Raw genomic sequence first — 23,128 nt, forward strand, 5'->3', positions numbered from 1 at the left:
GGTGACGCTCCGGCGGTCCGGCGCACCGCCGACGGAAGCCCGGGCAAGGCTGCGCTCACGCCGAGCCGGTTCGCACCGTGTCAGCGTGCATCGCCGTCTGCTGGAGCGCCGAGCGCAGCGAGAAGCCGGCGAGCTTCTCCCAGCCGGCTGACCACGTGAGGCGCGAGGCGATCTCGAAAATCGAGGCGTCCGGCGAGACGGCGAGGGCGTCCAGCACCTCGTCGGTGCGCTGCTGGTGGTGGCGCGCATGCTCGACGCACCGCTGCGCGAGACCCGTGAACCGGAAGCCGTGGCCCGGCACAGCCTCGTCGACGCCGAGGCCGCCGAGGCGCCGCAGCGAGCGCTGGTACTGCAGCACCGGGTTGGTGCCGTCGTCGCCGCCGAGACCAAGCCCGGGGTGCAGCACCGGCGAGACGTGGTCGCCGGTGAAGACCAGGCGAGCGTCGTCGTCGACGAGCGAGAGGTGGCCCGGTGTGTGTCCCGGCGTGTGGACGGCGCGCATCCGCCGCCCAGGGACGTCGAGCAGCTGAGCATCATCGACGAGCACGTCGGCCTGCAACGACACGGGCGTCGCCGACCGCCCCACGAGCGTGAGGATCTCCGGGTGGCGTTCAACCGGCACTCCCCACGCGGTGAGCCGCGTGCGTTCGGCGGCGACGTCCGGGCGGTCGGCCGCGAGCCGGTCGAGTGCCGCCTGTTCGGCCCGGTGCAGCACGATCGGCGCCCCCGTCGCACTCCGAAGCCGTTCGGCCAAGCCGAGGTGATCGTGGTGCAGGTGCGTGACGATGATCGATCGCACCTGGTCGAGCCGGTGTCCGGTGGCCGCGATGGCCGCGGTGAGGACGCCGAGGTTCTCATCGGAGCCCGAGCCCGGATCGACGACGTGCACCCCGTCCGCATCATCAGCGACGACCGATGCGAGCGTGCACGGGATGCGCCCGCCCGGCGTCGGCCCCGGTGGCATGGGAATGCCCACTGTCCAGATTCCGTCACGGACGAGTTCGAGCGGCGCGACGGCTCCCGCGTTCCAGGCCGCTTCCTGCGGGGCGCTGCTGGCCACGACCCCGGAGCTGCTCATCGCTCGTTCACCAGGTCGGACACGATGCCGCACGCAGTGCTTCCCATGCCTGAAGCCTAGGACGTCGCTGCCTCTGGCTCACCGGGGGCGTCCGGGCGGCTCGGAACGGCAACCCGCCGCGCCCTGCCGCGCCTCGTGTCCAACATCAGTGCGAAATCGGCCGAAACCGCCTCCAGAACGTCGATCGGGCCCGATATTGCACTGATGTTGGACAGCGAACGCGGCGAGCGCGCGCCGGTGGACGCGCTAGCTGCGCAGCGCGAACATCGACACGAGCTCGTACACGACGTGGGCCGCGGCGACGCCGGTGAGCTCCGCGTGGTCGTAGGCCGGCGACACCTCGACGACGTCGGCGCCGACAACGTTGAGGTCAGCGAGCCCGCGCAGGATCTCGAGGAGCTCGCGGCTCGTCATGCCGCCCGCCTCCGGCGTTCCCGTGCCGGGCGCATGCGCCGGGTCGAGCACGTCGATGTCGATCGAGATGTAGAGGGGGCGGTCGCCGATGCGCTCGCGCAGCTGCTGCACGACGGCGTCAGCTCCACGGCGGTAGATGTCGGCCGAGCTGACGATGCCGAAGCCGAAGCGCTCGTCGTCCTCGAGGTCCTGCTTCCCGTAGAGCGGTCCGCGCGTGCCGACGTGGCTGAGCGCATCCGTGTCGAGCAGCCCCTCTTCGAACGCGCGACGGAACGGCGTGCCGTGCGTGTAGGCAGCGCCGAAGTAGGTGTCCCACGTGTCGAGGTGCGCGTCGAAGTGCAGCATCGCGACGGGTCCGTGGATGCGCGCCATGTTGCGCAGCAGCGGCAGCGCGATCGTGTGGTCGCCGCCGATGGTGACGATCTTCGCGCCGGTGGCGCTCAACGCCTTGGCTGCCGCCTCGACCGTGCCGAGCGCCTCCTCGATGTCGAACGGGTTGACGGGCACGTCGCCCGCGTCCGCGACCTGCTGGGCGGCGAACGGGGACACATCGAGCGTCGGGTGGTACGGCCGGAGGAGGCGGCTCGACTGGCGCACGTGCGCCGGACCGAAGCGGGCTCCGGGGCGGTACGAGACGCCACTGTCGAAGGGAACGCCGAGGATCGCGACGTCGAGCTGCTCGACCTCGTCGACACGCGGCAGCAACGCGAACGTCGCGGGGCCCGCGAAGCGCGGAACCTGCGCCGAGTCCGTCGGTCCGATGTTGCCGTTCTGCGTCACCCGAGGCGGGTTCGTCCAGAAGAAATCGTTGCTCACTGTGGGGCCTCCTTGCCGCGTGCTTCTCAGTCGAAGCTAGCGAAGGTGGCCTGTGGTGATGCGCGCGCTTTGCACCGTCGCCTACAACTACCGGTGCAAAGCGCACCCGTCCGGGCGATCTCGTCCCGACCGGTGCCGACGGCCGTGACTCTGCGCATCCACCCCGCGCCCGACCAAGCCCAGCCAGGACCAGCAGAGACCAGCAATGCCCCGGCTGTGTCGCTCGCGACCGCGATCGCTGCCAACCGAAGCGCCCTTCAGAACCGCCGTATAGGGCCAATTGGCTGGCAGCGATCGTCGCAGAGCCAGCCGAAGGGGCCATCCGGCTGGCAGCGATGGGCGATGTGCGAGCGGATGCATCCACCTGACCGGCGGCGACCAGCGCGCACGGCCCGCTCATGCACGGGTCTCACCCAAACAATCGCGATCACTGCCAGCCGACACGCCCTTCAGAACCGCCGAAAAGGGCCATTTGGCTGGCAGCGATCGTCGCAGAGTCAGCCGAAGGGGCCATCTGGCTGGCAGCGATTCGGCCCGTCGGCAGCGGATGCGGCCACACTGGCAACGGATTCGGCTCGTCGGCAGCGGATGCGGCTAACCGGCTGGCAGCGATCAAGGGCCTAGGAGAGCTCGCCCCGAACGAGGCGCCGGACGACTTCGGTGAGCACGTCGAGCCCTGCGACGAGGTCGTCGGGCTTCGTGTACTCGCCTTCGTTGTGCGAGATGCCGTCGACGGATGGCACGAAGAGCATGACCGTGGGCACGAGCTCCTTCATGTTCGTCGAGTCGTGGCCGGCGACGGTCATGATCTCGTCGTTCGAGAGCCCCAGCTCCTCGGCGACCGAGCGCGTAAGCTCCACGCCGGCGGGCTGGTACGGGTTGACGTCCCACGAGTGCGAGAGGGTGCGGTCGATCTCGACGCGGGCCTTGGCCTCGATCTCCGCGAAGCGCGCGTCCAGGAGGGCGTTGGCCTCGGCGAGCAGCTCCTCGTCGTCGCTGCGCAGGTCGAGCAGCAGCGTGACCTCGCTGGCGACGACGACGGGCGAGTTCGGGTACACGTCGAGCTGCCCGACGGCCGTGTGCAGCTTGCCGGGGAAGCGGTCGGTGAGCTCCCGCGCGAACACGACGAGCAGCGAGGCACCGTAGAGCGCATCCTTACGGTCTTCCATGACCGTCGCGCCGGAGTGCGCCTGCTCGCCCTTGACGACGACGCGGTACTTGCTCGCGGCCCAGGTCGCGGTGACGAGACCGATGGTCGTGCCGGCGTTCTCGAGCAGGCGCCCCTGCTCGATGTGGATCTCGGCGCAGAGCGCGGCGACGGGGCCGTTGCCCTCGCCGAGGAATCCGGTCGGGCGCAGCGCCTGCTGGACGCTGATGCCCGCCTTGTCGCGCACGGCGAGGGCATCCTCGAGCGGCAGCACGCCCGTGTACACGGAGGACCCCATCATGGAGGGCACGAAGCGCGATCCCTCTTCGTTGAACCAGTTGACGACGGCGACGTTGTACCTGGCGCCGGCGACCCCGCCGGAGACAGCCTCATCCGCGATCCGGAATGCCGCGTGGGCCGCGGCGAGCACCCCGTAGGCGCCGTCGTACTTGCCTGCCGTGGGCTGCGAGTCCATGTGCGAGCCGATGAGCACGTATGGCGCACCGGGCACGAGCTCGAGCAGCCCGAACTGGTTGCCGATCCGGTCGTACTCGACCGTGAAGCCGTGGCCCTCGAGCAGGCCCTGGAACCAGCGGCGCTGCTCGTTGTCGGCGTCGCTCGCGGCCTGCCGGTCGACGCCCCCGTGCCCGGTGGCCCCGAAGTCACCCATCGTGTCGAAGTCGCGCAGGAAGCGCTCGTGCGCGTCGGAGAGGAGGATGCTGCTGTCTGTCATGAGGGACTCCAGGTGGGGTCGGCGGGTGCGCCGAGCTCGGCGATGATGTTGAGTGCCGGCTGGGCCTCGTAGCCGGCGAGGGCCGCATCCGACCACCAGGCGGTGTGCGGGGTGATGAGGGTGCCGGGGTCGGTGCGCATGGCGTCGCTCGGATGCGGCGGCTCGCCGTCGAGGACGTCGGCCGCGTAGGTGCGCAGCGCACCGCTCGCGAGGGCAGCCTGGATGGCGGCCTCGTCGACGAGGCCCGCCCGTGAGACGTTCACGACCACCGCGCCGTGCGGGAGCAGGGCGAGGGCGGCCGCGTCGAGGATGCCACGCGATTCGGCGGTGAGCGGCAGGTGGAGGCTGAGCGAGTCGGATTCCCGCAGCAGGTCTTCGAGCGAGTCGACGAGCTCGACACCCGCCGGTGCCCCCTTGGCGTAGGGGTCGAAGGCGAGCACGCGCCCGAAGCTGGGTCGAGCGATCTCGGCGAGCCTGCCGCCGATGCGACCGAGGCCGACGAGTCCGAGGGTGAGCGAGCTGAGGCGGCGCGGAACCTGGAGGCGGGCCGTGGCCTCGTCGGTCCATTCGCCGCTGCGCACGAGCTGCAGGCTGCGGAGCAGCGAGCGCTCGGCAGCGAGCAGCAGGGTCAGCGCGTGCGCCGCGACCTCCTCGGTCGCGACCCCGGCGAGGGTCACGACCTTCACGCCTCGGGCGGCAGCTGCATCCGCGTCGATCATGTCGGTGCCGACCGAGCTCGTCGCGAGCAGGTGCAGCGATGGGAGCTGCGCGAGCACATCCGCCGTGATGCGCGCGTAGCCGACGATGGCCGCGACCGCGTCGAGGTGCTCGCGCGGCACGACCGCGTCGAGCCCGGGCGAGGTCGGCAGCTCGAGGTGGGCGGTTGCGTACCCCGCCTCTCGCAGGAGCCTGGCTGCAGGCTCCTGCGACAGGTCGGTGGTGTCGGTGAAGATGACGAGGGGACGTGTCATGTCAGCTCTCTCACTTGAGGACGCGTGCGAGGAAGCGCTTCGTGCGCTCGTGCTGCGGGTTCTGGATGACGTCCTCCGGGGCGCCCTCCTCGACGATGACGCCGCCGTCCATGAATACGACGCGGTCGCAGACGTCGCGCGCGAAGCCGATCTCGTGGGTGACGACGACCATGGTCATGCCCTCCTTCGCGAGCTTCGTCATGACCTGCAGCACCTCGCCGACGAGCTCCGGGTCGAGGGCGGACGTCGGCTCGTCGAAGAGCAGCACGCTCGGCTTCATGGCAAGCGCGCGGGCGATCGCCACGCGCTGCTGCTGTCCGCCGGAGAGCTGCGACGGGTAGTTGTCGCCCTTGTCTCCGAGGCCGACCTGCTCGAGCAGCACCTTCGCGTCGGCGATGGCCGCAGACTTCTTGTGGCCGAGGATCTGCACGGGCGACTCGATGATGTTCTCGATGGCCGTCATGTGCGGGAAGAGGTTGAAGCGCTGGAACACCATGCCGATGTCGCGTCGACGCTTCGCGATCTCGTTCGGACGAAGCTCGTACAGCTTGCCGTTCTTCTCCTTGTAGCCGACGGGCTCCCCCGCCACCCGGATGACGCCGCGGTCGGCGGTCTCGAGGTGGTTGAGGCAGCGGAGCAGCGTCGACTTCCCTGAGCCGGAGGGGCCGAGGATGCTGACGACCTCGCCCGCGTGGACGTCGAGGGAGATGTCCTTGAGCACCTCGACGCTGCCGAACGACTTGGCGACGTTGCGCAGCTCGATCATCGGGGCGGACCCAGTGGATACGGGCATCAGCGGAGTCCCTCTCTGCGGTTGGGCAGAATCGAGTTGAGCACTCGCTTCCACACGGGTTCGGGGGTCGCGAAGCCGCGGGACTTGCCGAGCTTGCGCTCGAGGAAGCCCTGGCCGATGCTCGCGATCGAGGTGAGGATCAGGTACCAGATGCTCGCGACGAGCAGCATCTCCATGCGGCTGAAGTCGGCGGCGCCGATCTGCTGCGCCCTGGTGAGGAGGTCGCCTGCGCCGATGACGGACACCAGCGAGGTCTCCTTCAGGAGCGTGACGAGCTCGTTGCCCATGGGGGGAACGATCGAGCGAAGCGCCTGGGGCAGGATGATGCGGAACATGATCTTGCCCTGCGTCATGCCGAGCGCCTCTGCCGCCTCCTTCTGACCTGGGTCGATGGAGATGATGCCGCCTCGGATGATCTCCGACATGTAGGCGGACTCGTTGGCCGCGAGCCCCAGCACGGCCGCGGTGAGCGGCAGGATGAGCGCGTTGGTGTCGAGCTGCACGAACACGAGGTCGATCTGCGGGAAGAACAGCGCCAGGTTGAACCAGATGAGGATCTGCACCAGGATCGGCGTCCCGCGGAAGATCCACACGAACCCGCTCGAGATGGCGCGGAGCACGGCGTTGCTGGAGATGCGCATCACGGCGAGCGTGATGCCGCCGATGATGCCGAGGATCATGCTGACCACGGTCAGCATGATGGTGATGAGGAGGCCCTGCATGATGGCCTCTGCGAAGACTCTCGAGCCGACCTTCTCCCAGCGGATGCTCGATCCCGTCGCGACGTCGTAGACGAGCTTCGCGAGGAAGAGGAGCACGATGGCGGCGAAGATCCATTGGCCGTAGTGCCGTAGCGGGACGATCTTGGGGGCGTCGGCCGCGGGCGCGGCGGGGGCGGTGGTGACCGCTCCCGTCGCGCCCGTGGAGGGGCCGGTCGAGGTGTTCACTGTTCTTCAGCTCCGTTGTTGTTCGTCAGCTCCGCGGGCGCTATTCGGCGCCGTTGATGGTGACTTCTTCGACGGCTCCGCCTTCCTGGCCGTGGGCGGCGAGGATGTCGGTGTAGGTGCCGTCGGCGACCAGGGACTGCAGTGCGGCCTGGATGGCTGCGCTCAGCTCGTTGTCCTTCGCGACTGCCATGCCGAGGGGCTCAGGCTGGAAGGGCTCCTCGTTGGCGAGCTCGAAGCCGCCGGCCTGCTCGACGTTGTAGCTCGCGACCGGGTACTGGCTGACCGACGCTGCCGCGCGGCCGGACTGCACCTGGATGAGGGCGTCGTTGTCGGTGGCCTGCGCCGAGATCTCGATGGGGCTGGAGGCGCAGATGTCGCTGTTGAAGGCTTCGAGGATGCCCTGCTGAGCGGAGTCGCGGAGCACGGAGACCGCCTTGCCGCAGAGGTCGGCCTCTGCGGTGATGCCCTCGGGGTTGCCTTCTGCGACGACGATGCCCTGGCCCGCGTTGAAGTAGTCGACGAAGTCGTAGTTCTCCTGGCGCTCCGGGGTGTCGGTCATGGCTGCCACGACGACGTCGTAGCGGGCCGTGTCGAGCGACGGGAGGAGCGTGTCGAAGGCGACGTTCTCGATCTGCACCTCGAGGCCGAGCTTCTGGCCGACTGCCTTGATGAGGTCCATGTCGAGGCCGATGACGGTCGCGCCGTCAGCGTCGAGGTACTCGTAGGGCGGGTAGTACGCCTCGGTGCCGACCGTGAGGGTGCCGGCGTCGGCGATCTCCTGCGGGAGGAGCGCGACTGCGGCCTCGTCCACGGCGACCTCGGAGACGTCCGCCTCCGGTGCATCGCCTGACGAGCATCCTGCGAGCAGTGCGGTGAGGGCGACGAACGAGGCGCCAGCCAGGCCCGCCTTCATGAGCTTCTTGGATGCCATGTGAATTTCTCCTTCTCTCGATCACCAGCGGTGATCATCTGTAGGCAACATGCGTAATCTAGGAGGCAACTTGCCGCTGGATGGGCCAAGTCACGCAGGGTTTACAAGGGTGTTACGTGCCGAGCGAACGCTCGGTCTGCCAGGGAACCGACAGTATTGCGTGGATGGAGCTCAGGTGGTGCCTCCCCACGCTGCGGGAGCGAGCACCCAGAGGAGCTCGACCCCCTCAGTCGAGTCGCGTGTGTGCCACGTGTGCGGTTCGCGCCCGTCGAGGGTGATCGAGTCTCCGGACTCGAGCTCCCACGTCTCGGAGGCGAGGACCACGGTGATCGATCCGCGCAGGACGTGCAGAAAGTCGACCTCGCAGTTCACGGAGTAGAGCTCCGCTCCCCCGGTGCCCGACATGCCAGCGTCGACTCGCGAGCGCACCACCTGGAAGCGCGGATCGTTGCGGGGGCTGAGGAGCCGCTCGTACACGTTCGTGCCGCCGAGGTTGATCTGCGGCGCGTCCTCGAAGCGCACGAGCTGCGCATCAGGCGCGCTGAACAGCTCGCCGACCTCGATGTTGAGCACGTCGCAGAGCAGCACGAGCGTCGACACGCTCGGCGACGTCTGGTCGCGTTCGACGCGGCTCAGGAAGCTCTTGCTGAGCCCCGTCGCGCTGGCGAGCTGCTCGATCGTCATCTGCCGCAGCTGGCGCACCGATCGGAGCCTGCCGCCGATGGCGGCCGGCTCGTTGCGGGGAACGACGGGCAGCGCCCTCATCGGTGCACCGCGGGCCGATGCGTGTGGGTCGCCTCGAACAGCTCGAGGGTGGCGGGCAGCACGAGCACTCGTGGGCCGGGGGTGCGGATGCTGTCGGCGAGCTCCTCGGCGAGCGTCTCCATCTCCACGGCCCGCGACTCGACGCCGAAGGCTCGGGCGACGGCGAGGTAGTCCGGCCCGGTGAGCTCGGTGGCCGTCGCTCGCCCGTACGCCTCGTTCATGTAGCCGCGCAGCACGCCGTAGCCGCCGTCGTCGACGACGAGCCAGGTGACGCTGAGCTGCGACTGCGCGAGCGTCGACAGCTCGGCGACGCCGTACAGGCCGCCGCCGTCTCCGGAGATCGCGACGACGGGCGCACCGTTGGGGTTCTCGCGCGAGCGCGAGGCGAAGGATGCGCCGATGGCACCAGGCAGGCCGAAGCCGAGGCCGCCGCACTGCCCGTTCTCGTACACGCCGCCGCGAGCATCCCACGCCGACCATGCCCAGTAGGCGCTGATCGTCATGTCCCAGAAGGTCGCGACGTCGTCCGGGATCGCCGAGCGGAGCGTGTCCAGCAGCTCGCGTTCCTTGGCGAGGGGCTGCGCATCCAGCCGCGTGCGGACGGTGGCGAGCAGCTCCTCGATGGCGGGGCGCGCGTCCGCTCGCTCGCCGACACCCATCGTGCGGAGGCGGTCGAGGATGCCCTGCAGCGCCAAGCCTGCATCCGAGCGCAGCGTGATCGTGCCGTCGTGGTTGGCGCCGAGCACCCGCGCGTCGGCGTCGATGTGGATGACGGTGCCTTTGGGCGCCAGGCGGAAGTAGTTCGAGGAGAGCTCGCTGAGGCCCGTGCCGATCACCAGCAGCACATCGGCAGCCTCGAGGAACTCGGTGGTCGCGATGTCCTCGATCCAGCCCTCGGCCGACAGCGGGTGCGCCCACGGGAACGCGCTGCGCCCGCCGTACGTGGTGACGACCGGTGCCTGCAGCTGCTCCGCGAGCTGCTCGAGCAGCTCCCCCGCGCCGGAGCGGACGACACCGCCGCCCGCGTAGACGCGGGGTGAGCTCGACGCGGCCAGCAGCTTCGCGAGGGAGGCGAGCTGCGTGTCCGATCCCTCCGGCGCGAGCGCGTACGCCTCGGCCGCGATGCCGCCGAGCTGCCCGTCGACGAGCTCGATGCTCGCCTGCTGCACGTCGTGCGGCACCTCCACGTAGACGGGACCGGCCGGCGCGCTCTGCGCGGTGCGCCACGCGTCGACGAGCATCGGCACGATCTGGTCGACCGAGCGGATGCTCCAGGTGGCTTTCGCGATGCCGCGGAAGTGCGCCTCCTGGTCGCGCAGCTCGTGCAGGTAGCCGTGCGCCTGGCCGCCGATCCCCGGGGTCGGGACCTGCGCGGAGATGAGGAGCACGGGCGAGCTCGCCGTTGCCGCTTCCTGCATGCCAGGCAGCGCTGTGAGCGCACCCGGCCCGGCGGAGAGGAGCAGCGGGGTCACGGTCCCGGACACGCGGGCGTGCCCGTCGGCCATGAACGCGGCGTTGTTCTCGACGCGCGCGCCGAGGTAGTCGAGCGAGCTGTCGCCGAGCGCGTCGAACATGGGCAGCGCGTGCTGCCCCGGGAGCCCGACGACCCGTTCGGCGCCGAGCGCCTCGAGCGTTCGGATGACGAGTTCTCCGCCGGTGACGTTCTCTGACATCGCTTACCAGTCCCTCTGCAGTTCCATCGTCGAGCAGTGCAGCCCGCCGCCGTTCTTGTTGATCTCCCGGTACGTGACGGGGATGATCTCGACGCCGTACTTCGAGTTGAGGAGCTCGGCTGTGCGCGGCAGGTGCGACGGGAAGAGCAGCTTGCGGCGGTCGAGGGTGAGCAGGTTGCACGCCCAGTCCTCCTGCGGCGCGACATCCACCGTCTCGATGCCCAGCTTCCAGAGCGCGTCGAGGAAGTCGTACGGCGCGATGCGCGAGTTCACGAGCGCGAGGTCGTCGTCGAGCATGGCGCAGCACAGGTCGAGGTGGATCTGGTAGCCGGGCATCTGCGAGTGGATGAGCTGGATGCCCTGCTCTTCGAGGATGTTGCGCAGCTGGCGGTAGCCTTCGACGTTGCAGCGCACCGACGTGCCGAAGAACGCAAGGTCGGGGCGCACCTTGATGAAGCTGCCGCCCTCGACGAGGCCGGTGCCGGTGATGGTGCCGAGGATCGGCATTCCCTGGGCCGCGACCGTCTGCGTGATGGACTGCTCCTCGCCGCGGCGCATGCGCGGGGCGAGTCGTCCGATGATCGCGCCGCCCGGGATGGTGACGAGTGGGTCGCGCGTGAACACCGACTTGGTGAAGCTGGGCGCGAGGTCGGGGGCCATGACGACCTCGACGTCGTTGTCCTCGAGCACCGTGACGAAGCTGTCGAACTCGGAGTGCAGCTTCTCGAGGTCGGGGAACTCGCGACCGGACCAGTACCAGCGGCGGTCCGGGTCGACGTAGGCGCCGATCTCCGGCATCCAGGTCGACTCTCCGGCCTTCTCGACGGCTTCGAGGCCCGCGCTCGGGCGGCGCATCATGATCGTGCGGAGCCGTCCGACCTCATCCTGCGCGCCCCATTTGCGACCCCAGTATGCGGGCAGCTCTGAGTCGGCGAGGAAGCCCGGCTCTGCTTCTGGGCCGAGGAGGCGGTGGAAGGCGCCGTCTGACATCTCGAGGGTGGGGTCGACGTCGGTCATGTGAAAACCTTTCGTGGTCGCGTCGTTGCGACTCCAAGAGTTTCGCTCACGACATCATGCGTTGTCTAGTGCGAAACTACGACCGCTGTTTTCCGAGCGCGTCACGCCCATGTTTCCGGCCCGTAACTTCTGCTGAGTCCACGCATAGCCACGTTTCTGTCACTATGCACGCATGACCACGTACGAAGTGCAGCGCGAGGCCGTGATCCCCGCGGACATCGAGCGTGTGCACGCGCTCATCGACTCCTTCCACAACTGGAGCTCATGGTCGCCCTGGGAGGACGTCGACCCGACGATGCGACGCGAGCACTCCGGACCGCAGGCTGGGCCCGGCGCCCACTACGCGTGGGAGGGCAACCGCAAAGCCGGCAAGGGCTCGATGACGATCGTCGCCTCCGCGCCGCAGCGGATCGACCTCGTCATCGACTTCGACAAGCCCTTCAAGGCGCACAACCCGACGTCGTTCATCCTCGAGCCCGTCGACGGCGGCACGCACGTTCGATGGCTCATGACGGGCGAACACAGTGGCGTCGCGGCCATCGTCTTCCGGTTCATGTCGATGGACAAGCTCATCGGCCCCGACTTCGAGCGCGGCCTCACGCGACTCGAGGCGGCGGCCACTGCCTGACGCGTCCGTCTAGGGCAGCGGCAGGTCCTCCGCCGGTGCCTCGCCGAGTGCCTCGCGCAGCAGCGGCAGCGCCGCGGTCCACGCCATCGTCTCGATCTCCGCCGACGTCGAGTCGGCGGCAAGACCCTCGAGACCCTCGAAGCCCGAATGGCGCACCGTCAGCGCGGAGCCGCCGTCGGCCGGTTCGATCGTGAACTCCACGACCGTGCTGTTCTGCGGCTGCGGGTCCTCCTCCGGCACGGCCGCGAGCCGGTAGCCGAAGCGGCGCGGCGACTCCACGAGCATCACCTCGCCGCGGAACGTCCCGTGCTCGGGCCAGTGGACCGCGAGCACGCCGCCAGGCTCGGCCTCGATCGTGGCGCCGCCGAACGCGTACCAGCTGGCGAACGACTCCTGCTCCGTGAGCATGCTCCAGAGCCGCTCCGGCGCGGCCTCGAAGGTGACGGACTTCTCGACGATCTCTGGGGCTTCAGCCATGGTCGCTCCTCAGCGCGGTGGATGCTCGACGCCCCATCTTCGCAAACCTCGCCGGGAGGCGCGCCCGAGCGGGCACGCAGAAGGGCCCGGCACCAGAGGCGATCTGATGTCGGGCCCTTCTGATGCGACGCGCTGAGCTCAGCGATCGCCGGATGCGCCTAGTGCATGGCCGGCGCTTCGGCGCCTTCACGCTTCGGTGTCGCCTTCACGAAGAACGCGCCGACGATGGTGACGATCGAGATGCATGCGCCAACGAGGAACGCGGCGTGGATGCCCTGCGCCTCCGCCGCGATCGGACCGAAGCCCTCGCCTGCGGCAGCGACCGTCGAGTTCGCCATGACCACGACGAACATCGCCGTTCCTGCGGCTCCCGCGAGCTGCTGGGCCGTCGAGACGACCGCCGAGCCGTGGGAGTACCGCGAGCGGGGCAGGTCGCCGAGCGCGCTTGTCATGAGCGGCGTGAACATGAGCGCCAGGCCCACCGAGAGCGTGACGTGTGCGGCGATGACCATCCACTGCTCGGAGTTCTCGGTGAGCATCGTCATGCCCCAGATGGCGGCGCTGACGATGATGGAACCGGGGATGATGAGCGGCTTCGTGCCGAGCTTGTCGAAGAGACGACCGACGAACGGCGCGAGCAGCCCCATCGTGAGACCACCCGGCAGCAGGGTCAGGCCGGCGCGGAGCGTGTCGTAGCCGAGCACCTCCTGCATGTAGATGGGCAGCAGGATGATCGTGCCGAAGAGCGACATGAAGCTCACCGCGAGCAGGACGAGCGACACCGTGAACTGGCGGCTCGTGAAGACGCGGAGGTCGAGCAGAGCCGAGTCGGTCTTCTGGCGGGAGATCTGACGCCAGATGAACGCGGCGAGCGCGAGCACGCCGACGAGGATCGGCACGAAGGCCGGCATGACGGCGGTTGCCGAGCTCTCGCCGAGGCCAGAGAACCCGTAGACGAGGCCACCGAACGCGAACGCGGAGAGGATGACGGAGAGCACGTCGATCTTCGCCTGGCGCGGCTCGGTCACGTTCTTGATGAACAGCGCGCCGAGCACAAGCGCGACGAGGGCGATGGGCAGGACGAAGCCGAACATCCAGCGCCATTCGAAGACCTGCAGGATGAGGCCGGAGACGGTCGGCCCGATGGCCGGGGCGACGGAGATGACGATGGAGATGTTGCCCATCGTGCGCCCGCGGCGCTCCGGCGGCACCATGTTGAGCACCGTCGTCATGAGCAGCGGCATCATGATGGCCGTGCCGGAGGCCTGCACGATGCGGCCGAGCAGCAGGATCTCGAACCCCGGGGCCAGGAAGCAGAGCAGGGTTCCGAGCGAGAAGAGGATCATCGCGGCCATGAACACCTGGCGCACGTGGAAGCGCTGCAGCAGGAAGCCCGTGATCGGGATGACGACGGCCATGACGAGCATGAACGCCGTCGTGAGCCACTGACCAGTCGCCAGCGGGATGCCGAGGTCCTGGTTCAGGGCGGGCAGCGCCACACCCATGATCGTCTCGTTCAGGATGACGACGAACGCCGAGACGAGGAGGAGCGGGATGACGAAGCGAGTGCGCGGGTCGGTGCCCTGCTCGCTCGCGGATACGGCTGAGCCCGCGGATGCGGACTCGGCTGGGGTCGGTTCGGCGTCGCGTGTCGCGGTGCGCGAGTCGGTCACAGTACTCCTTGAGAGGTTCAGATCTTGGCGTGCGGGCACGCCCGCACGTTCGCTCTTAACGCTGAAAGCGCGCGCGGCATTCCCCGGCGCGTCGCTCAGCGGGTCGCGGCGAAGGCGACGTGAGCGGGTGGAAGGTGGACGATCACCGACTGGCGTTCTCGCAGTCCCCCTGGAATGCGCGAGCCGGTGTCGAGCGGAAGCCGCGCCGTGAGGCGGGGCGTCGTCTGCTCTTCGCCAAGAAGGAGTGTAGCCGTCACGGAGCCGAGGTCGCGCTCGAGGCGCAGGACTTCAGCGTGCCAGGTGTTCGGGGCGAGCGGCCGGGCCTGGGCGACAGGCCCCAGAGCATCGTCCGCACCGGGGAGGACGAGCTCAAGACGGTCAGTGCGGATGCTCGCGAACAGCGGCTCGCCCGGTCCGGCCCGCCCGTCAGACTCCCCTGGCGCGCCCGCCTGGCCGACGAGGTGGCCACGGATCTCACCGAGATCGCTGTGCGTCGCGAACCCCGGCTCCCGCAACTCCACCTCGAACCCTGTTCGCCCGACAAGCGCCGCGACGTATGCGGTCGCCGGCCCCGCGGCGATGGCTTCCGGTGTGCTGAGCTGCGTGATCGCGCCTCCTTCGACGATCGCGATCCTGTCGGCCAGCGCAGCAGCATCCGCCGGGTCGTGCGTGACGACGAGGGCCGCACCCTCGAAATCCGCGAGCACGCGGCGCAGCTCGGCACGAACTTCCGAACGAGACTCCACGTCGAGGGCGGAGAGGGGCTCGTCGAGCAGCAGGACACGAGGCGAGGTCGCCAGCGCCCGGGCGAGCGCAACCTTCTGCGCCTGCCCTCCCGAGAGCTGGGCAGGGCGACGGGACGCGAGGTCGTGGATGCCGAGGCGCTCCAGCCATTCGGCGGCGACTCGGCGCGCCTCCCCGCGGCCGATTCCCCGAGCGCGCAGCCCGAAGGCGACGTTGTCGAGCGCGCTGAGGTGGCCGAAGAGGACGTAATCCTGGAAGACGACGCCGAGCTGTCGCTCCCTCGCGCCGAGCCGGACGCCTCCCGGCGCCTCCTCCGCGAGACGGCCCCCAAGCTCCAATGTTCCCCGTTCGAGTGCCGCGAGGCCGGCGATCGCGCGCAGGAGCGTCGACTTGCCTGCCCCGTTCGGGCCGAGCACGGCGAGCACCTCGCCCGGCCGCACCTCGAGCTCGTAGCTCGCGTGGAAGCCGCCGACGGCGACGCTCGCGCGGATGAGCCCCGCGCTCATCCGCGCCGCCCCGAACCCCTCGCGCGCACCGACCCCGAGGCGCCGAGCACCGCTGGAGTCCCTGCGACGCCGGACACCCAGCGACCCCGCAACGCGAAGAGCACGACGACCGAGACGAGCAGCAGCAGGAGCGCGAGGGCGATCGCCGCATCCGGATCCGACTGCATGGCGAGGTAGGTGGAGATCGGCATCGTCCGAGTGACCCCGGGGAGGCTGCCCGCGAGGGTGATGGTCGCGCCGAACTCGCCGAGGGCGCGGGCGAAGGCGAGCACCGCACCGGCCCCGATCGCAGGCCCGACCATCGGCAGCGTGACCCGCGAGAAGGTGAACCAGCGGGTCGCGCCGAGCGTCGCCGCCGCGTCCTCGACCCGGCGGTCCGCCCCGAGCAGCGCCCCCTCGACAGCGATGACGAGGAACGGCAAGGCCACGAACGTCTGGGCGACGACAACCGCGGCGCTCGTGAACGGAAGGCTGAACCCGGTGAGCTGGGCGATCGGGGCGCCGAGCAGGCCGGAGCGGCCGAAGAGGAGCAGCAGTGCGAGGCCACCGACGACCGGCGGGAGCACAAGCGGCACAAGCACCAGTACCCGGACCACGCGATAGAGGCGCTGACCTGGCAGCTCCGCGAGCGAGACGAGCCACCACGCGAGCGGCACCCCGATGACCAGGCAGACGGCCGTCGCCACGACGGCGCAGGAGAGCGAGAGCCACAGGGCCTGGCCGACGACCGGCTGAGCGACGATCTCCGGGAACTCAGCCCACGGCACGCGGAGGACGAGGGCCAGGATGGGCAGCGCGAGCAGCGCCAGAGCCACGAGCGCGAAGGGCGTCAGCGCCGCAGGCGGGCGGCGGCTCATCCCGGTCATGTCAGGCTGAGGAAGCCGGCTTCCTCGAAGACCTCGACGCCGCGGGCCGTCAGGATGAACTCGGTGAACGCGGCCGCCGCCTCAGGGTTCGGCGCCGCCTTGAGCGGGACGATGCCGTAGTTGTTGACAGCGTCGAGCGCTTCAGGGAACTCGATCGGGTCGACCTCGAGAGCCGCCGACTTCGCGTCGGTCGCGTAGACGAGGCCGGCGTCGACCTCCCCGAGACTCACCTTCGTGAGCACTGCCTTGACGTCGCTCTCGAGGGTGTCCGGCTTCGGCACGATGTCGGTCTGCTCGAAGATCTTCGCCGCGGCCGCGCCGCATGGCACCTCTTCGTCGCAGAGCGCGATCTTGAGCTTGGGATCGGCGAAATCCTTCAGCCCCGTGATGCCAGCCGGGTTTCCTTCCGGGGTCACGATGACCAGCGCGTTGCGGGTGAACGTCGCCGGTGTCCACTCGACAAGCCCCGCATCCACGACCGTCCTCATCGTCGTGTCGTTCGCGGATGCGAAGACGTCGACGGGCGCCCCGCCCGTCACGATCTGCTCGGCCAGCGTCGAGCTGCCACCGAAGTTGAGCGTCACCGTGACGCCGGGGTGGTCGGCCTCGAACTCCTCCGCCAGCTGCGTGAACGTCTCGGTGAGCGAGGCGGCCGCGTAGACGGTGACGGTACCGGTCGGGCCTGTCTCGGTGGGCGATGGCATGGGGTCGGCGCTGCCGGAAGGTGTCGCCGGACCACCTGCGGGCGCGCAGCCCGCCAGGGCAGCCAGCAGAAGCACGCCAGCGGAGGCGGCGAGCGCGCGCACCATCCCGAGTCTCCGCGTCTTACGCACTGTGCACTCCTTCGATTCCCACGTTGGTGGCCTTCACGCTCGCCACGACAAGGCTTCCGACCTCGAGGCCGAGCTCGTCGACGGCCTCGCGCGAGACCAGTGAGACGATTCTGAACGGCCCCGCCTGGACGTCGACCTGGGCCATGACGGTGTCGAGCGTCAGCTTCGTGACGATGCCGCGCATCCGGTTGCGAGCGGATGCGGGTGGCAGCTCGACGAGGTCACCGCGCGCGTCGCTCTCCGCGAGCTCCTTCGCGAGGGAGGCGAGCTGCACGCCGGAGACCGTCTTCGCGCCAGCCTCGCCCTCGAGGTCGAGGCGGCCGCTCGCGCCCCAGCGTCGCAGGGTGTCATCGCTGACTCCGAGGAGCGAGGCTGCCTCGCTGACGCGGTATCGCTGTTCTGGCATGGGGGCATCTTCTCACGGTGAACCGCAGATGCGTCCGTCGAGTCCGCTTTCGACCCGCAGGTGCGCTCAGGATCGTCGGCTGAGCGCGAGCTCGCGGCGCTACCGGAGGATCTCGACGAGCAGCACCCACGCGTTGAGGGTCGCCCCGGCGAAGGTGAGGAGGAACCCAGCGGCCACCCAGGAGAGCGCCTCCCACGTTCCGAACGCGAGGACTCCGCCGATGAGCATCGGCAGGAGCTGCAGGACGGTGAACGCCACACGGAGGATGTGCTCGCGCAGGTGCCCGTTCGGATTCCTGAAGCCGATGACGCTCGTGCGCCAGTACAGCGCCGCCACGACCAGCGTGACGGCGAGTGTCACACCGCCGAACGCCATGTTGCTGATGCCGGGGATGAGGCCGGCCGCTCCGACGATGACGATGAGCAGCAGGGACGCGATGGTCGCGCCTGCCCTCGACGGCATGCTCTTGATCTTGATGATCATCGCGACGTTCACCGACATCGCCACGATGATGAGGCCGGCCAGAGCTGCGCCAGCGCCGACCGTGGCGACGAAGAAGCTCTCCCAGGCGTCGACGCTCATGCCTTGACCTCTTCCGTGGGCAGGATGCGGTCGGGGCGCGAGTAGATGACCATCGACTCCCCGCGGAGGAAGCCGATCAGCGTCATGCCGCTGGCTTCGGCGAGCTCGGCGGCGAGCGATGACGGCGCGGAGACGGCGGCGAGGATGGGGATGCCCGCCATCTTGGCCTTCTGCACGAGCTCGAAGCTCGATCGCCCTGAGACCTGCAGCACCGTTCCAGTGAGGGGCAGCCGGTCGTTCTGCACGGCCCAGCCGACGACCTTGTCGACGGCGTTGTGGCGGCCGACGTCCTCGCGCAGCACGAGCAGCCTGCCGGTGGCGGCGTCGAAGAGCGCGGCGGCGTGCAGGCCGCCCGTCTTCTCGAACACCGCCTGCTGCTCGCGGAGCTTGTCGGGGAACGTCACGAGCAGCCCCGCATCAAGCGTCACCGGGTCGCTCGCCACCTCGTAGCTGGAGGTCAGCTCGACGGCGTCGATGCTCGCCTTGCCGCAGAGCCCACACGAGCTGGTCGTGTAGAAGTTGCGCGCGAGGTCGGGGTCAGGCTGCGGGGTGTCCGCCGACAGGAGCACGTCGAGCACGTTGTAGGTGTTGAGCCCGTCGGCAGTGCCATCGGCGCCCGCGCAGTACATCGCCGACCGGAACTGATCGCCTCGGGCGATGACCCCCTCCGAGACGAGGAAACCCGCCGCGAGCTCGAAGTCGTTGCCAGGCGTGCGCATGGTGATCGCGAGCTGCTGGCCTCCGACGCGGATCTCGAGGGGCTCTTCGGCCGCGAGGAAGTCGGCCTTCCGGCTCGGGGGCTTCCCGAGACTCAGCCGCGTGACGCTTCGCCGCACCGTGATCCGACCCACGCGCCCATGCTAGCCGCCCCCGCGCATCCGCACGCGGACCTGCACCGGAACGACGCCGGTCCCGGGCGGCTCGGGATGCGGCGGTAGGGTGACGCCATGCGTCTCGCCCCGCTTGTCGACCCCTCCCCTGAACTCGGTGGTGACGAGCTCGCCCGCACGGCACGCCAGCGCCGCCTGCCGGAGCTCGGCGAGATCGGCCAGCGTCGCCTCGCGGCGAGCAGGGTCGCCGTGCTCGGCGCCGGCGGCCTCGGAGCCCCCGCCCTGCAGTACCTGGCGGCCGCCGGGGTCGGCACGATCGGCATCATCGACGCGGATGCGGTCGAGCCGAGCAACCTGCACCGGCAGGTCATCCACGGCATCGGCGACGTCGGCGCTCGCAAGACCGCGAGCGCGGCCCGCAGCCTCCGCGAGCTCGCGCCGGACGTCACCGTCATCGAACATGACGAGCGGCTCGACGAGTCCAACGCGACGCGCATCCTCGGCGGCTACGACCTGGTGCTCGACGGGGCGGACAACTTCGCGACCCGCTACGCCGTCGCCGATGCCTGCGAGCACCTCGGCCTCCCCCTCGTGTGGGGGTCCGTGCTTCGCTTCGACGCGCAGCTCAGCGTGTTCTGGTCGGCGCCGCCTGCCCCAGCCGTCGGCGTCACGCTGCGGGACGTCTTCCCGGAGCCGCCGCCCGCCGGGTCCGTGCCGTCCTGCGCCGAGGCCGGCGTGCTCGGCGCGCTCTGCGGCATCGTCGGCTCGATGATGGCGGTCGAGGCGATCAAGCTCGTCACAGGCATCGGCGAGGTGCTGCTCGGCAGGCTCGTCGTGGTCGAGGCGCTCACGATGCGCGTCTCCGAGCTGCCGCTGCGCGTGGTCCCCCAGCAGCTCCCCGCACAGCCCTCGGCGCGGACCGCTGCCCGGGATCAGCCGGCGGCGTCCCCACCAGGACAGCCGAGCCCGCTCGATTTCGACCCGACCCGGGACGCGCGCGGCCACTTCGTCGACGTGCGAGAGCCGGACGAGTACGCGGTCGACGCGATCCCCGGTGCCCATTCCCTCCCGCTCAGCGAGCTGATCCACCTCGAGCGAGAGCCAGAGGCTCTGACCGCTCGCCTGCGCCACCTTCTGCGTGAAGATGAGGCCGAGGTCCCCACACCGCTCAACCTCTATTGCGTCTCGGCGACGCGGGCACGACGTGCCGCGCTGCTGCTCGCCCCGCACGGCTACGAGGTGCGCGTCGTCCAGCCGTCGGCCCTCAGCCTGCTCCGGGCCCCAACCGGACTGCCGGACGCCGACGCAGCTCAGGCCGGGACGCTCGCATGATCGAGGTCGAGACCCAGCTGGCTCGCGTGCTCGCGGAGACACGGCCCCTGTCGAGCGAGACCGTTGCGCTCGCGGCAGCCCACGGGCGCGTCATCGCCGAGACCGTCGCCTCGAGGTACGCGCTGCCGCCGTGGACGAACTCCGCAATGGACGGCTACGCGGTGCGCTCCGCCGACGTGGCCACCGCGAGCGCGGACACCCCAGTCGCCCTCGAGGTCGTCGCTGATCTGCCCGCCGGCGCGTCGGCAGACCCAGCCCTCTCGCCGGGGCAGGCCGCACGCATCATGACCGGTGCACCCGTCCCGGCGGACGCCGATGCGATCGTGCCCGTCGAGGCGACGGACGGAGGCGAGCGGCGAGTGAGCGTCACCGCCCCCGCCGCCCCCGGCGTGCACATCCGCTCGGCTGGGGAGGACCGCCAGCCGGGTGATGCGCTCGTCTCGGCCGGGTCACGCGCCGGAGCCGAGGTGCTCTCCGCGCTGGCATCCGCCGGCTACGGCAGCATCGCCGTGGCTCGACGCCCTCGAGTCGCCGTCATCGCCACGGGCAGCGAGCTCGTCGCCCCTGGCGAGCCGCTCGACCGCGGCCAGATCCCTGATTCCAACTCGCTGCTCATCTCCTCGCTCGCCATCGAGCACGGTGCGGAGCTCGTCGAGGTCGTCAGGGTCTCCGACGACATCGCCGACCTCGACACGGCGCTTCGGCGGCTCGCCGGCCGGTGCGACGTCATCGTGCTCACGGGTGGTGTGAGCATGGGCGCCTACGACCCCGTCAAGGAGCTCCTCTCTCCCGGCGGCCAGGTGAGCTTCGAGAAGGTCGCCATGCAGCCGGGCAAGCCGCAGGGCTTCGGCCGCCTCGGTGACCCCTGGGTCGGAGCGGGCGAGCCCGGCCCCCTCGTGTTCGGCCTCCCCGGCAACCCCGTGAGCGCCTGGGTCTCATTCCTCGTGTTCGTGCGGCCGTGTCTGCGCGCGCTGCAAGGCGCATCCCTCGTCGAGGATCCGCGGCTGAGCGCGCGAGCCGAGACCGGATGGCGCACCCCGCCGGGGCGCCGCCAGTACCTGCCCGCACGCATCCGCCTCACCGATGCGGGAGTCCTGGTCTCCCCGGCAGCCGCCCGTGGGTCCGGCTCGCACCTCGTGGGCAGCCTCGCCGACGCGAACGGCTACGCCATCGTCGATGCGAGCGTCGAGCGCGTGCAGGAGGGTGACCTGGTGCACGTCGTTCGGCTGATGTCGGACGTCGGTGCAAGACTCTGAGCATGACGAACTTCACGCACCTCGACGCAGCCGGCCACGCACGCATGGTCGACGTCACCGAGAAGCAGCCGACCGTGCGCGCCGCGACGGCGTCCGGCATGGTCTTCTGCGGCGAGCAGGTGCTGGAGGCGCTCACGAACGACGCCGTGCCGAAGGGTGACGCGTTCGCGGTGGCGCGCATCGCCGGCATCCAGGGCGCGAAGAAGTGCGCCGAGCTCCTCCCGCTCGCCCACATCATCGGCGTGCACGGCGCGGCGGTCGACCTCGAGCTGCGCGACGACGGCGTGCTCATCACGGCGACCGTGCGCACGGCCGATCGCACGGGCGTCGAGATGGAGGCCTTCACCGCCGTCTCGGTTGCGGCGCTCGCGCTGGTCGACATGGTGAAGGGCATCGACAAGTCGGTGACCATCGGCGACATCAAGCTCATCGCGAAGACCGGCGGGAAGTCCGGGCCGTGGAAGCGCGAGCAGTAGGGCAGTCGCCCGGCGCGCCCACGGCGTCTGTCGGGTTCGACGCCGTCATCCTGGCCGGTGGCCGCGGCTCGCGCCTGGGAGGCGTGAGCAAGGGCGAGCTCGAGATCGGCGGTCGTCGCCTCGTCGACATCGCCGTTGTCGCCGCGAGGGATGCCGGGGCGAGACGGATCATCGTCGTCGGTCCGGTTGCCGTGGCTTCACCTGCCGTGGTCGTGCGCGAGGAGCACCCGTTCGGCGGGCCGGCGGCTGGGCTGGCGGCGGCCCTCCCGAGCGTCGAGTCGCCGCGTGTCCTGCTGCTCGCCTGCGACCTCCCGCGCGCTGCAGAGCTCGTCGCGCTGCTGGTCGGGCGCCTCGAGTCGCAGCCGGCCGGGCTGTGCGCGGCGGACAACGCCTCCGGCCCGGACGGTGCTGTGATCGTCGACTCGGATGGGCGCGTGCAGTGGCTCGCTGGGCTCTACCGCGCCGAGGCGGTGAAGCATGCGCTCGCGAACTCTCCGGGATCGGGCGCGCACGGCCTCCCTCTCCGCCGGGTCCTCGAACACCTCGAGCTCGCGCGAGTGCTCGACGAGACCGGCGCCACCGCAGACATCGACACCCCCGAGCAGCTTGAGGCGGCACGCGCCCTGGCCGCCGCCTCCGCCTCCCCAGGCCTGCCGACAGACCAGCCGACAACGAGGAAGGAACCGTCAGCGATGACCGAGAAGCCCAAGCATCTGCCCCCTGAGGCGCTCGACGCGTGGCTTGCCGAAGCCAAACGCGTGCTCGAGCTCGACGACGACATCGACGTCGCCGTCGTGCTCGATGTCGCCAGGGACGTCGCCCACAACGTCGCTCGGCCCGCGGCGCCACTCACGACGTTCGCGCTCGGGCTCGCGCTGGGGCGGCAGAGCTCTGCCGCAGACTCCCCCGAGGTGTTCGCGCGCCTCGCCGAGCTCGTCACCGAACGGGCTCTCGCCTGGGACCATCAGGCATGAGCGCGGCGTCGCGAGTGCGCGTCTTCGCCGGCGCCGCCGAGGCCGTGGGCGGCAGCGAGTTCGCGGTCGAGGTCGACTCGATCGGCGCGCTGTTGACGGCGCTCAACCCGTCGGCTGACGCTCACATCGCCGAAGTCCTCGCGCGCTGCTCCTTCCTCGTGGACGGGGTGCGAACCTCCGACGCCGGCGCGACCATCGCGCCCGGAGCATCCGTCGACGTGCTCCCGCCCTTCGCTGGCGGCTGATCGCTGCCGACCGCC

General features: G+C 70.0%; 24 protein-coding genes. 6 read left to right on the plus strand and 18 right to left on the minus strand.

Annotation, left to right across the window (positions count from 1 at the left end; genetic code table 11):
- Positions 1-55: 55 nt before the first annotated feature.
- From ACQFZP_RS06625 to ACQFZP_RS06670, 10 genes are all read right to left on the minus strand, one after another.
- Entirely contained in the window at positions 56-1,078 is a 1,023-nt protein-coding gene (locus ACQFZP_RS06625; RefSeq protein ID WP_211890697.1) for an MBL fold metallo-hydrolase, read from the minus strand.
- Positions 1,079-1,324: 246 nt separating this feature from the next.
- The gene (speB, locus tag ACQFZP_RS06630; protein WP_307852771.1) at positions 1,325-2,308 is read right to left on the minus strand and encodes an agmatinase; all 984 of its coding nucleotides are present in this window, start codon (positions 2,306-2,308) and stop codon (positions 1,325-1,327) included.
- A 620-nt stretch (positions 2,309-2,928) separates the two neighbouring features.
- Positions 2,929-4,188: a M20 family metallo-hydrolase gene (locus tag ACQFZP_RS06635; protein WP_211890698.1), complete on the minus strand. Its 1,260-nt coding sequence runs from the start codon at positions 4,186-4,188 to the stop codon at positions 2,929-2,931.
- Positions 4,185-5,159, minus strand: coding sequence for an NAD(P)-dependent oxidoreductase (locus ACQFZP_RS06640; RefSeq protein ID WP_211890699.1), 975 nt, complete (start codon positions 5,157-5,159; stop codon positions 4,185-4,187). Before ACQFZP_RS06640 ends, ACQFZP_RS06635 begins: the two co-directional genes overlap by 4 nt.
- 10 nt (positions 5,160-5,169) lie before the next feature.
- Positions 5,170-5,952: an amino acid ABC transporter ATP-binding protein gene (locus tag ACQFZP_RS06645; RefSeq protein WP_271982391.1), complete on the minus strand. Its 783-nt coding sequence runs from the start codon at positions 5,950-5,952 to the stop codon at positions 5,170-5,172.
- Complete coding sequence (locus ACQFZP_RS06650; protein ID WP_179556999.1) at positions 5,952-6,899, minus strand: amino acid ABC transporter permease; 948 nt, start codon at positions 6,897-6,899, stop codon at positions 5,952-5,954. Before ACQFZP_RS06650 ends, ACQFZP_RS06645 begins: the two co-directional genes overlap by 1 nt.
- A 40-nt stretch (positions 6,900-6,939) precedes the next feature.
- Positions 6,940-7,830, minus strand: a complete 891-nt coding sequence (locus ACQFZP_RS06655; RefSeq protein WP_104311599.1) for an ABC transporter substrate-binding protein — start codon at positions 7,828-7,830, stop codon at positions 6,940-6,942.
- Between the two features lie 171 nt (positions 7,831-8,001).
- Positions 8,002-8,595 carry a helix-turn-helix domain-containing protein gene (locus ACQFZP_RS06660; protein WP_104252584.1) on the minus strand — a complete coding sequence of 198 codons (594 nt, stop codon included), beginning with the start codon at positions 8,593-8,595 and terminating at the stop codon, positions 8,002-8,004.
- Positions 8,592-10,268: a thiamine pyrophosphate-binding protein gene (locus ACQFZP_RS06665; RefSeq protein ID WP_211890700.1), complete on the minus strand. Its 1,677-nt coding sequence runs from the start codon at positions 10,266-10,268 to the stop codon at positions 8,592-8,594. Before ACQFZP_RS06665 ends, ACQFZP_RS06660 begins: the two co-directional genes overlap by 4 nt.
- A gap of 3 nt (positions 10,269-10,271) precedes the next feature.
- Complete coding sequence (locus tag ACQFZP_RS06670) at positions 10,272-11,285, minus strand: dimethylarginine dimethylaminohydrolase family protein (protein WP_179557000.1); 1,014 nt, start codon at positions 11,283-11,285, stop codon at positions 10,272-10,274.
- Between the two features lie 172 nt (positions 11,286-11,457).
- Between ACQFZP_RS06670 and ACQFZP_RS06675 the strand changes: the two genes are divergently transcribed.
- Entirely contained in the window at positions 11,458-11,913 is a 456-nt protein-coding gene (locus ACQFZP_RS06675; RefSeq protein ID WP_104311596.1) for an SRPBCC family protein, read from the plus strand.
- 9 nt (positions 11,914-11,922) lie between these two features.
- Here the strand turns inward: ACQFZP_RS06675 and ACQFZP_RS06680 are convergent, their stop codons facing one another.
- The 8 genes from ACQFZP_RS06680 to fdhD form a co-directional block, all read right to left on the minus strand.
- The gene (locus ACQFZP_RS06680) at positions 11,923-12,390 is read right to left on the minus strand and encodes an SRPBCC domain-containing protein (protein WP_104311595.1); all 468 of its coding nucleotides are present in this window, start codon (positions 12,388-12,390) and stop codon (positions 11,923-11,925) included.
- A 158-nt stretch (positions 12,391-12,548) separates the two neighbouring features.
- Entirely contained in the window at positions 12,549-14,063 is a 1,515-nt protein-coding gene (locus ACQFZP_RS06685) for an MDR family MFS transporter (RefSeq protein WP_211890701.1), read from the minus strand.
- Positions 14,064-14,158: 95 nt separating this feature from the next.
- Positions 14,159-15,313 carry an ABC transporter ATP-binding protein gene (locus tag ACQFZP_RS06690; protein WP_211890702.1) on the minus strand — a complete coding sequence of 385 codons (1,155 nt, stop codon included), beginning with the start codon at positions 15,311-15,313 and terminating at the stop codon, positions 14,159-14,161.
- Positions 15,310-16,170, minus strand: coding sequence for an ABC transporter permease (locus tag ACQFZP_RS06695; protein ID WP_211890703.1), 861 nt, complete (start codon positions 16,168-16,170; stop codon positions 15,310-15,312). The genes ACQFZP_RS06690 and ACQFZP_RS06695 overlap by 4 nt, the downstream gene beginning before the upstream one ends.
- 5 nt (positions 16,171-16,175) lie before the next feature.
- Positions 16,176-17,012 (minus strand): molybdate ABC transporter substrate-binding protein, encoded by an 837-nt coding sequence (gene modA / locus ACQFZP_RS06700; RefSeq protein WP_307852772.1) that lies wholly within the window; start codon positions 17,010-17,012, stop codon positions 16,176-16,178.
- Positions 17,005-17,418 carry a TOBE domain-containing protein gene (locus tag ACQFZP_RS06705; protein ID WP_211890704.1) on the minus strand — a complete coding sequence of 138 codons (414 nt, stop codon included), beginning with the start codon at positions 17,416-17,418 and terminating at the stop codon, positions 17,005-17,007. Before ACQFZP_RS06705 ends, modA begins: the two co-directional genes overlap by 8 nt.
- A gap of 99 nt (positions 17,419-17,517) precedes the next feature.
- Entirely contained in the window at positions 17,518-18,000 is a 483-nt protein-coding gene (locus ACQFZP_RS06710) for a hypothetical protein (protein WP_104311589.1), read from the minus strand.
- Positions 17,997-18,851 (minus strand): formate dehydrogenase accessory sulfurtransferase FdhD, encoded by an 855-nt coding sequence (gene fdhD / locus ACQFZP_RS06715; protein ID WP_179557005.1) that lies wholly within the window; start codon positions 18,849-18,851, stop codon positions 17,997-17,999. Before fdhD ends, ACQFZP_RS06710 begins: the two co-directional genes overlap by 4 nt.
- 96 nt (positions 18,852-18,947) lie before the next feature.
- Between fdhD and ACQFZP_RS06720 the strand changes: the two genes are divergently transcribed.
- Genes ACQFZP_RS06720 through ACQFZP_RS06740 form a run of 5 tightly spaced genes read left to right on the plus strand, consistent with a single transcriptional unit; the run spans position 18,948 to position 23,113 of the window.
- On the plus strand, positions 18,948-20,162 hold the full coding sequence (locus ACQFZP_RS06720; protein WP_211890705.1) for a ThiF family adenylyltransferase: 1,215 nt from the start codon (positions 18,948-18,950) through the stop codon (positions 20,160-20,162).
- The gene (locus ACQFZP_RS06725; protein ID WP_211890706.1) at positions 20,159-21,418 is read left to right on the plus strand and encodes a molybdopterin molybdotransferase MoeA; all 1,260 of its coding nucleotides are present in this window, start codon (positions 20,159-20,161) and stop codon (positions 21,416-21,418) included. The genes ACQFZP_RS06720 and ACQFZP_RS06725 overlap by 4 nt, the downstream gene beginning before the upstream one ends.
- Positions 21,419-21,420: 2 nt before the next feature.
- Positions 21,421-21,894, plus strand: a complete 474-nt coding sequence (gene moaC, locus ACQFZP_RS06730; RefSeq protein ID WP_104311585.1) for a cyclic pyranopterin monophosphate synthase MoaC — start codon at positions 21,421-21,423, stop codon at positions 21,892-21,894.
- Positions 21,876-22,868, plus strand: a complete 993-nt coding sequence (locus ACQFZP_RS06735) for an NTP transferase domain-containing protein (protein ID WP_211890707.1) — start codon at positions 21,876-21,878, stop codon at positions 22,866-22,868. The genes moaC and ACQFZP_RS06735 overlap by 19 nt, the downstream gene beginning before the upstream one ends.
- On the plus strand, positions 22,865-23,113 hold the full coding sequence (locus tag ACQFZP_RS06740) for a MoaD/ThiS family protein (RefSeq protein WP_104311583.1): 249 nt from the start codon (positions 22,865-22,867) through the stop codon (positions 23,111-23,113). The genes ACQFZP_RS06735 and ACQFZP_RS06740 overlap by 4 nt, the downstream gene beginning before the upstream one ends.
- Positions 23,114-23,128 lie beyond the last annotated feature (15 nt).

This window comes from Pseudoclavibacter sp. Marseille-Q434, from assembly GCF_050315415.1.
In the GTDB taxonomy this organism is placed as follows: Bacteria; Actinomycetota; Actinomycetes; order Actinomycetales; family Microbacteriaceae; genus Pseudoclavibacter.